The sequence below is a fragment of the Mesorhizobium sp. M7A.F.Ca.CA.002.15.2.1 genome (assembly GCF_003998715.1).
Taxonomy (GTDB): domain Bacteria; phylum Pseudomonadota; class Alphaproteobacteria; order Rhizobiales; family Rhizobiaceae; genus Mesorhizobium; species Mesorhizobium ciceri.
This window is the reverse complement of record NZ_RZPI01000589.1, coordinates 1-3,610: the sequence shown is the minus strand read 5'-3', so window position 1 is coordinate 3,610 and position 3,610 is coordinate 1. Positions and strand designations below refer to the sequence as shown.

Genomic DNA, 3,610 nt, shown 5'->3' with positions numbered 1-3,610 from the left:
GGATATGGCGGACCGGATCCCAAGGGCCGGCTGCTGCGCGCCGGCAAGGTCAATGCCATCGGTGTCGCGACCGCGGAACCCCTCTCCTATTTCTTCGACGATCCCTTTGCCCGGGTGATGATGGCCAGCATCTCGCAGGCTTGTGACGCGACCGGTGCGGGGATTTCGCTGGTCTCCGCCGTCAATGGGGAGCAGCTCGCGTGGAACATCCAGAGTGCGCTGGTCGATGGCTTCATCGTCTTCTGTGTCGATGGCGGCTCAAAGCTGGTCCAACTGGCGCGCGAACGCAAGCTCCCCTTTGTGGCGCTCGATCTCGATTCGGACGACGACGATGCGGTCGCGGCGATCGGCGTCGACAACATCGCCGGTGCCGGCCTGGCGGCCCGCCACCTGACCGAACTCGGACATCGCCGCTTTGCCGTGCTTACCCTGCCCTGTGCCGACGCAGGCTTCGGCCCTACCACAAGGGAGCAGGTGGAAATGGCCCTCTATTCCGCTACGCGGGACCGCTTGCGTGGCTATTTCGCGGAACTCTCCCGCGTCGACATCGACGTCTCGCGTGTGCCGATCTACGAGACCGTCAATGACGAGAAGAGCGTGTGGGCCGGCCTCGACCATATTTTCGCCGGTGCCGAGGCGCCGACAGCCATCCTGGCGATGTCGGACAGGATGGCGCTCCATGCGCTGGACTGGCTGCGGCAGCACGACATTGCGGTACCGGGCGATGTTTCTGTCGTCGGCTTCGACGGTGTTCCGGAAGGGGCGGTTTCCAAGCCGCCGCTGACCACGATCGTCCAGCCGATCGCCGAGATGGGCCGCCTTGCCGTCAAGGCGATCCTTGAAAATGATGGTTCGTTCAGCCGGCAATCGCTGCCGGTCGAACTCGTGGTGCGGGCCTCATCCGGCCCCTCGCCCACCTGAGCTCAACGGCCCATTCTTGTCGCCATGCCCGGCATCGCGAAGGATGCAGCATGGACGGGCGGTGCGGCGCTGTGAGCCGGCCTGCTTTTGGCGGACCAGCCAAGGCCCGATAGCCATTCGAGATAGTAGGCGAGCGCGAACTGCATGACGATGCCGGCCGATATCAACAGGCTGTCATAGGCAAATCCGCCCGGATTGATCAGCTTCAGCACCTGCGCCGCCATTGCAAGCACCGTGCCGGCAATGAAAACCGGCAGCGATCGTTTGCCCAATATGGCAAGCGGATGATCGCGCCCGGTGCGAAACAGATTCGAGATCGCCGGGAATGCCACGATCAGGTAGCTCACTGCGAGTATATGCAGGAGCCTCGGCAGCGACAGGAACGTCTTGTCGAAACCGGTCAGCACCGGAGGCAGGCCAAACCAGGAGATATGCCCCCAGAGCGGGCTGTGCACCCAGACCAGGGCCACAACGGTGTAGGCCAAGGCCGCCCCAACCAGCCAGCGATTGACCGGGATGGTGCCGCCGCGACGCACATGCAGCGTGCCCGCCAGGCCGATGTTGAAAAGGAACTGCCACGACAGCGGGTTGAGAAACCAGAAGCCGGGCTCGGGGTAGTTGGGCGGAGCAATCTGATAAATCCCCGCGACCAGCCACAGGGCGCCGGATGCCACCAGTGCCAGGACCGGCCGATAGCTGACAATGAGCAGGAACAGCGGCGCCAGCAAGAGCAGCACCGCATAGACGGGCAGGATGTTGTTGTACCCAAGTTGGTGGCCGAGCGTCACGATGCCGATCAGCACCTGCGGCGTATTCTTGATCAACGGCTCGATGTTGATCATCGTCAAAAGCTCCGGCCGCCTGGCAAACACTGCCGCAGCGCAGAAAATGGCCATCACCACCATGGTGGTGACGATGTGGGTGGCATAAAGCACACCGGCGCGGCGCAACATCTTCAAAGTTGCCAGCAGCCGGTTTCCAGGCTGGAATTTCTTGCCGTAGGCGAGCGCGACCGAGATTCCCGAGATCAGCACGAAGACCTCCGCCGCATCCGAAAAGCCGAAATTCTTGTATGTCAGATACTCGAAGGCGGTACCCGGCACATGGTCGACATAGATGGTCAACAAGGCGAGAGCACGGATCACATCGATGCGCGTGTCGCGCTCAGTGCGGTCCGGGACACGCGCCTCGCGGTCCGGGACACGCGCCTCGCGGTCTGGGACACGCGCATCGCGGTCCGGGGAAATCTGGGTGGTCATCGACAAAAAGGCCTCAAAGCTGGTTGTTCATACCGGCAATGCGACCCCCGGCGCACCGCTTCGATTCCTCCCGAAGGATGTTATCGGCGGAGAAACGGACTGTAATGCGCCCGGTTCAATCAACTTTCGCGGGGCTTGAAAATATTGCGTTTTGAAGCCGGCAAATTGAGCGAAAAGTCATATAATCAAGAGGATGGTCGATGATCGACGAGACCTCACAAGATGGTGCGTTGCGGCGTGATCTCGCCTTCCACTACCGGCTTTACGGCGCGGCGGATTCAACGGGCGACTGCTTCTTCCTGCTGCATGGGTCGGGTGTCGACGAGACGACATTGGTGCCGCTGGCGCGAGAGATCGCACCGCGTGCCACGCTCGTCGCGGTGCGTGGCCGCGTTGTCCAGGAGGATGGTTTCCGCTGGTTCGCGCGGATCACGCCGACGCGCTTCGAACAGGCGAGCATCCGCACCGAAACCGAGGCCTTTGCGGGCTTCGTCGCTGACGCGGCCACACGCCATCATCTCGACCTCTCGCGCACAATTTTCCTCGGCTATTCGAACGGCGCCAATCTGGTTTCGAGCCTGATGCTGCTGCATCCGGGCCTTGTCGAACGCGCCGCGCTGCTGCGACCGATGCCGGTGCTCGATGATGTGCCGGCGACGGAGCTGTCAAAGGTGCGGGTGCTGATGATCGCCGGCGCCGCCGACCTCACCTATGCGCCTTTCGCCCCTGCTCTGGTGACATTGCTCAGTCGGCATGGCGCCGAGATCGACGCCAGGATTGTCTCATCAGGTCATGAATTCGGCAGCGCCGACGCGGCAATCGTCAGGCAATGGCTGGCGGGACCGGCGGCGGTGGCGCAGGCAGGCTGACAGGCTCGCCGCCACGACCAGCCGGCCTACCCTCTTCCCATCCGGTTCCAGGCATCCAGCCCAGCGATCTTGTAGGCTTCGGCGAGCGTTGGATAGTTGAAGGTGTTGTTGACGAAGAAGTCGACGGTGCCGCCGAGATTGATCACCGCCTGGCCGATGTGGATGAGCTCGGTGGCGCCCTCGCCGATGATGTGCGCGCCGAGCAGACGGCGCGTTTCGATCGAAAACAGCAGCTTCAGGAAGCCGGTGTTGACACCCATGATGTGGCCGCGCGAGGTCTCGCGAAAACGCGCCACGCCGACCTCGTAGGCCGCACCGCTCTCACGCACCTGTTCTTCGGACTGGCCGACCGTCGAGATTTCCGGCACCGCATAGATGCCATAGGGGAAAGTTTCCGGCGGCGGCGGCAAGGGCACTCCAAAGGCATGGCAGGCGGCCACCCTGCCCTGCTCCATCGAAGTCGAGGCCAGGCTCGGAAAGCCGATGACGTCGCCGGCGGCATAGATGTTGGGCACGCTGGTCTGGAAGGATTGCGGATCGACCTTGATGCGCCCTCTGGAG

4 protein-coding genes are annotated in these 3,610 nt (G+C 62.9%); 2 read left to right on the top strand and 2 right to left on the bottom strand.

The window, feature by feature from the left end; genetic code table 11:
• The coding region (locus ENZ74_RS25690) for a substrate-binding domain-containing protein (RefSeq protein WP_127313072.1) at positions 1-921 on the top strand (921 nt) is incomplete at its 5' end.
• Positions 922-923: 2 nt separating this feature from the next.
• Here the strand turns inward: ENZ74_RS25690 and ENZ74_RS25685 are convergent.
• On the bottom strand, positions 924-2,180 hold the full coding sequence (locus ENZ74_RS25685) for an OpgC family protein (protein WP_082826437.1): 1,257 nt from the start codon (positions 2,178-2,180) through the stop codon (positions 924-926).
• A gap of 200 nt (positions 2,181-2,380) precedes the next feature.
• Between ENZ74_RS25685 and ENZ74_RS25680 the strand changes: the two genes are divergently transcribed.
• Positions 2,381-3,049: an alpha/beta hydrolase gene (locus tag ENZ74_RS25680; RefSeq protein ID WP_063167759.1), complete on the top strand. Its 669-nt coding sequence runs from the start codon at positions 2,381-2,383 to the stop codon at positions 3,047-3,049.
• A gap of 26 nt (positions 3,050-3,075) precedes the next feature.
• On the opposite strand, the gene ENZ74_RS25675 is transcribed toward ENZ74_RS25680, so the two are convergent.
• Positions 3,076-3,610: FAD-dependent oxidoreductase (locus tag ENZ74_RS25675; RefSeq protein ID WP_164761203.1), on the bottom strand; the 535-nt coding region annotated here is incomplete at its 5' end.

Bases quoted from the DNA above. Each gene is read 5' to 3' on its own strand.
- ENZ74_RS25685 (WP_082826437.1), bottom strand. From the start codon at position 2,180: ATGACCACCCAGATTTCCCCGGACCGCGATGCGCGTGTCCCAGACCGC.
- ENZ74_RS25680 (WP_063167759.1), top strand. From the start codon at position 2,381: ATGATCGACGAGACCTCACAAGATGGTGCGTTGCGGCGTGATCTCGCC.